The 4,528-nt window shown below is 53.4% G+C and carries 5 protein-coding genes; 4 read left to right on the top strand and 1 reads right to left on the bottom strand.

All coding sequences use genetic code 11. The features are described 5' to 3' along the window. Positions 1 to 338 precede the first annotated feature (338 nt). The 4 genes from B088_RS07970 (at position 339) to B088_RS07955 (ending at position 3,926) form a co-directional block, all read left to right on the top strand. Positions 339 to 1,256, top strand: coding sequence for a DUF2156 domain-containing protein (locus tag B088_RS07970; RefSeq protein ID WP_018107903.1), 918 nt, complete (start codon positions 339 to 341; stop codon positions 1,254 to 1,256). Then, positions 1,253 to 1,816, top strand: a complete 564-nt coding sequence (locus B088_RS07965; protein WP_018107902.1) for a GNAT family N-acetyltransferase — start codon at positions 1,253 to 1,255, stop codon at positions 1,814 to 1,816. The genes B088_RS07970 and B088_RS07965 overlap by 4 nt, the downstream gene beginning before the upstream one ends. Positions 1,817 to 1,887: 71 nt before the next feature. Then, on the top strand, positions 1,888 to 3,183 hold the full coding sequence (gene tyrS / locus B088_RS07960) for a tyrosine--tRNA ligase (RefSeq protein ID WP_018107901.1): 1,296 nt from the start codon (positions 1,888 to 1,890) through the stop codon (positions 3,181 to 3,183). Between the two features lie 74 nt (positions 3,184 to 3,257). Continuing rightward, positions 3,258 to 3,926, top strand: a complete 669-nt coding sequence (locus tag B088_RS07955) for a GDSL-type esterase/lipase family protein (RefSeq protein WP_018107900.1) — start codon at positions 3,258 to 3,260, stop codon at positions 3,924 to 3,926. Positions 3,927 to 4,049: 123 nt separating this feature from the next. Here the strand turns inward: B088_RS07955 and B088_RS07950 are convergent, their stop codons facing one another. Next, positions 4,050 to 4,250, bottom strand: coding sequence for a winged helix-turn-helix domain-containing protein (locus B088_RS07950; protein ID WP_018107899.1), 201 nt, complete (start codon positions 4,248 to 4,250; stop codon positions 4,050 to 4,052). Positions 4,251 to 4,528 lie beyond the last annotated feature (278 nt).

Genomic DNA, 4,528 nt, shown 5'->3' with positions numbered 1-4,528 from the left:
GGGGGATAATGGCTCTCGTCGTCCTTCTCGTCCATATAGAGTCGGTAGACCCCGCACTCCTTTTTCACCTCCTTCAGCTCGAAGTCGCGGAGGATCTCCTCCGGAACAAATGCTGATATCAGCTCCGTTATCTCTGCTGTTTCCATATGCTCTAACTACTTCCTCATCTACTATCTATTGTCTCCTCAACAAAGGTAATCTCTTTTTACTCCCCATCCCAGCACATCAAAATGCGAATTAGCCCGATGATCCTTTTTAGGATTGGTCTTGTCGGGGTAGGGGGAGGACGGACACTTTTTGGTATCTTTGTCGAGATTCAAAGTAAGAAAAGTATATCTATGTCATCGCTTGATACCATCCCCTTCCACCCTGTTACTCTTGAGGATCGACCGATCTTAGAGTCCTTCTACGAGATCAATCCCTACCTCTCCTGTGACTATACCTTCTCTAATCTCATCGGTTGGAATCATGTCTACCAGACCGAGATCGCAGTACACAAGGGATTTCTCCTGATCCGCTTCTGGAATGAAGATAATAAGCGTCACGCTTACCTTATGCCTGTCGGCCCTGATGACTCCCGCCTCCGCGAGGTGCTGCTCGATATGGAGCAGGATCAGGCGCAGCTGGAGGAGAAGAATCTGACGATCATGGGCGCCACGCCTGAGGCTGTAGAGACGCTGGAGTCGATCCATCCGGATCAGATGGTCACGCTCGCCAATCGTGACTACTCTGACTACATCTACCTGAGGGAGAAGCTTGCGTCCCTGTCGGGTAAGAAGCTGCAGTCCAAGCGTAACCACTGCAACCGATTTGAGCGGACCTATCCCGACTGGAGCTACGAGGAGATCACGGAGGAGTCGCTAAGGGAGTGCATGGAGGTGGAGAATGAGTGGTACCGCGAGACAGATACCACGGAGGGTATGTCCGACGAGCGGAGGATGATCCGCTTCGCCTTAGAGCACATGAGCGAGATTGGTCTCAGCGGAGGACTGCTGAGGGTCGAGGGGAAGGTGATCGCCTTTACTCTCGGCATGCCTCAGAGTGCTCGCTGCTTCGACGTCAATATCGAGAAGGCTGATGTCGCCTATGATGGCGCTTTCACCATGATCAATCGGGAGTTTGTCCGCAGGATACCCGAGAAGTATACTTACGTCAATCGTGAGGAGGATATGGGGCTCGAGGGTCTGCGGAAGGCCAAGCTCTCCTACAAACCTGAGATCCTCCTCGATGAGTACACCGTGGTCCTCAACCTATGATCCGTCTCCGCCCGTATGACTCCTCGGACGGGGTGCTTCGCTCGTACATTCTCTCCCTCCTCTCGGAGGCTTTTGGCGAGGAGGGGCAGCCCTACTATGAGCTGGCTATGGAGCACCTCTATGATGGCGAGCACACCTTTCTCCTATGCGAGAGCGACGGGGCGCTCCTTGCGGTGGCACTTGTGGTGGACTATGTCGACTCCTCCGCCGGACGCTGGGCGTACCTCTACAGCTTTACGACAAGGAAGGAGCGTCGGGGTGAGGGGCTGATGTCCCGTCTCTATCGGGAGGAGATAGAGCCGAGGCTGGTGGAGCGTGGCTACCGAGGTGCCTGTCTCGTGCCGGCGACCTCTTCGCTGGTCAGCTTCTACAAGGGCTGGGGATTTCATCTGCTCAGAGATGCTGATGACGCCATACCGATCACGCCGGGACAGAGAGCGACAGACTATCTCATCGCCGCTTATGGACAGCCAAGTATTGACAATCCCTTGCCCTTCCGGATGATTAAGCCCTTCGTCCCCACTGTCGATCACTACCGGCTCGTCTCGCCTTTGGACTAAGTGTTAGTCCCCCTTTCCTTTTGGCGCATAAAAAGTCTACCTTTGCAGAAATTGAACGAACGTAACGATATATGAACTTTATCAAAGAGCTTGAGTGGCGTGGTATGATCCACGATATGATCCCCGGAACTGAGGAAGCCCTGCAGAAGGGTATGGTCTCCGGCTATGTAGGTATCGACCCTACTGCCGACTCACTTCATATCGGTCACCTGGTGGGAATCATGATGCTGCGACACCTGCAGCGCTCCGGTCATCGTCCCATCGCTCTCATCGGAGGAGCTACCGGTATGATCGGTGACCCCTCGGGTAAGTCCAAGGAGCGCAACCTCCTCGATGAGGAGACGCTGAGACACAATCAGGCCTGCATCAAGAAGCAGCTGGAGAAGTTCCTTGACTTCGACAGTGATGCTGACAATGCAGCTGTGCTGGTCAATAACTATGACTGGATGAAGGACTACAGCTTCCTCGACTTCATCCGCGACGTCGGCAAGCACATCACGGTCAATTATATGATGGCAAAGGAGTCTGTGAAGAAGCGTCTCGAGGCGAATGCGATCGAGGGACTCTCCTTTACCGAATTCTCCTACCAGCTCCTCCAGGGATACGACTACCTGCACCTCTATCAGACGGAGAATGTCCGTCTCCAGCTCGGCGGCTCCGATCAGTGGGGCAATATCACCACCGGTGTGGAGCTGATCCGCCGTGTCCTTGGCGTCAGCGATGCCCTCGCTGTCACCTGTCCGCTGATCACGAAGGCAGACGGAGGCAAGTTTGGCAAGTCTGAGAGCGGAAACGTCTGGCTCGATCGTCGCTATACCACGCCGTATAAGTTCTACCAGTTCTGGTTCAACGTCTCCGACGAGGATGCCAAGAAGTACATCCGGATCTTCACCGACCTGAGTAAGGAGGAGATCGAGGCGCTGGAGGCGGAGCACGACAAGGCTCCCCACGAGCGCCTTCTCCAGAGGCGTCTCGCTGAGGAGATCACCGTGATGGTCCACTCTCGTGAGGACTACGACACAGCGGTCCGAGCGAGCGAGATCCTCTTTGGTAACGCCACCAAGGAGACGCTCAGCAGCATCGATGAGGAGACATTCCTCTCGGTCTTCGATGGCGTGCCGATGGCGGAGGTGTCGAAGAGTGACTTTGACGGTAGTACCGGTCTCCTTGATCTGTTGGTAAGCAAGTGCGGATTCTTCAAGAGCAACGGAGAGCTCCGCAAGCTGATCCAGAGCGGAGGCATCAGTATCAATAAGGAGAAGATCAGCGATCCGCAGTACATGCCCACCACTGACGACCTCGTCGAGGGCTCCTATATGCTCGTGCAGAAGGGCAAGAAGAATTACTTCCTCGTCCACGCTGTCTGACCGGTGATGCGCAGGTAGTATCAGCATGATGACGCGGTACCAATCTGATCCATTGTGAGAAGCGAATTGTACTTATGAAAAAGACATCCTTCTTACTCTCGAGCGTAGTGCTGCTGCTCCTCCTCGGTGGTAGCTCTCTATCCGCCCAGAATAGAAGCAGGAGTACCTATTGGCATCAGAAACAGACGCTCTTCGAGTCCCTTGCCACTTCTCCGGAGGACATCGTCATGCTTGGTAATAGCATTACGGACGGTGGGGAGTGGGCTGAGATCCTGGATAACGTGCATGTCAAGAACCGTGGCATCTCAGGTGATACCACCGACGGAGTGCTTCAGAGACTCAGCTCCATCACCGATGGCAAACCCTCTAAGCTGTTTCTGCTCATAGGGATCAATGATTTTGCCCAGGGTGTCTCAGGTGACTCCATAGCCCGGAATATTGAGAAGATCGTCTGTAGGATCAAGGCTGAGAGTCCCGAGACTGAGGTATTTGTACAGAGCATTCTGCCTATCTCAGACGAGATCAGCCTCTTCGCCGGTCATAAGTTGCACATGTCCGAAGTAGCTCCGACCAATGCTGAGATCCGAGCGATCTGTGAGAGGCAGGGCGTCACCTACGTGGATCTCTACTCGTCCTTTGTGACTCCCGACGGCAAGCTCGACCTGAGGTACAGCAATGACGGTCTACACTTGCTGGGAGAGGGATACAAGCTCTGGGGGTCAATCATCAAGTCCTTGATCTGATCCGCCGCCCGATATAAATGCAATGGGGGTGTGTCGAAAAATCATTTCGACACACCCCCATATCTTTGCTCAGCTCTCGCTTGGGCAGTCCACGGGGCTCCTCACACGTGAGCTGATGACAGGTTACTTTAGTCTTACTACCACAGCAGAGCCATCCTCAAAGACCAGCTTATCCTCTCTTGCGAGCCAGCCGAGAGCAATGTGGACCTCTCTCAGGGTTGAGATCTTAGTGGCGCTCTTGATTTCCTTATCAGTCATTGCTTTCTTGCTCGCACGGAGCACCTCCCACACGAGACCCGCATTGGTACCGATCAGCTCAGTCATTCCTTCCATAATTCTTATGTTACACTTTAGTTACTAAGTCATTATACATCATTCGACGGGCTAAAGATACCACAATTTCCAGAGTATGCCACAAGCTCATCTGGGGTAGACAGGGCTGACGTTTTTGGGGAATGGGCTCACAGCTTGATAGATAGCAGCTCGGATGGCTTCAGAGTGGCGTTGGTCCGGAATTGGGTNATGAGTCTTTTGCCGCTTTTTTCCTTCATTTTGTCGACAAAGAAAAGAGCGATTTTAGACATAATGTTGAAGTTCTTTGC

This window comes from Porphyromonas bennonis DSM 23058 = JCM 16335, assembly GCF_000375645.1.
Lineage (GTDB): Bacteria > Bacteroidota > Bacteroidia > Bacteroidales > Porphyromonadaceae > Porphyromonas_A > Porphyromonas_A bennonis.
This window is presented reverse-complemented; position numbering and strand designations above follow the sequence as displayed.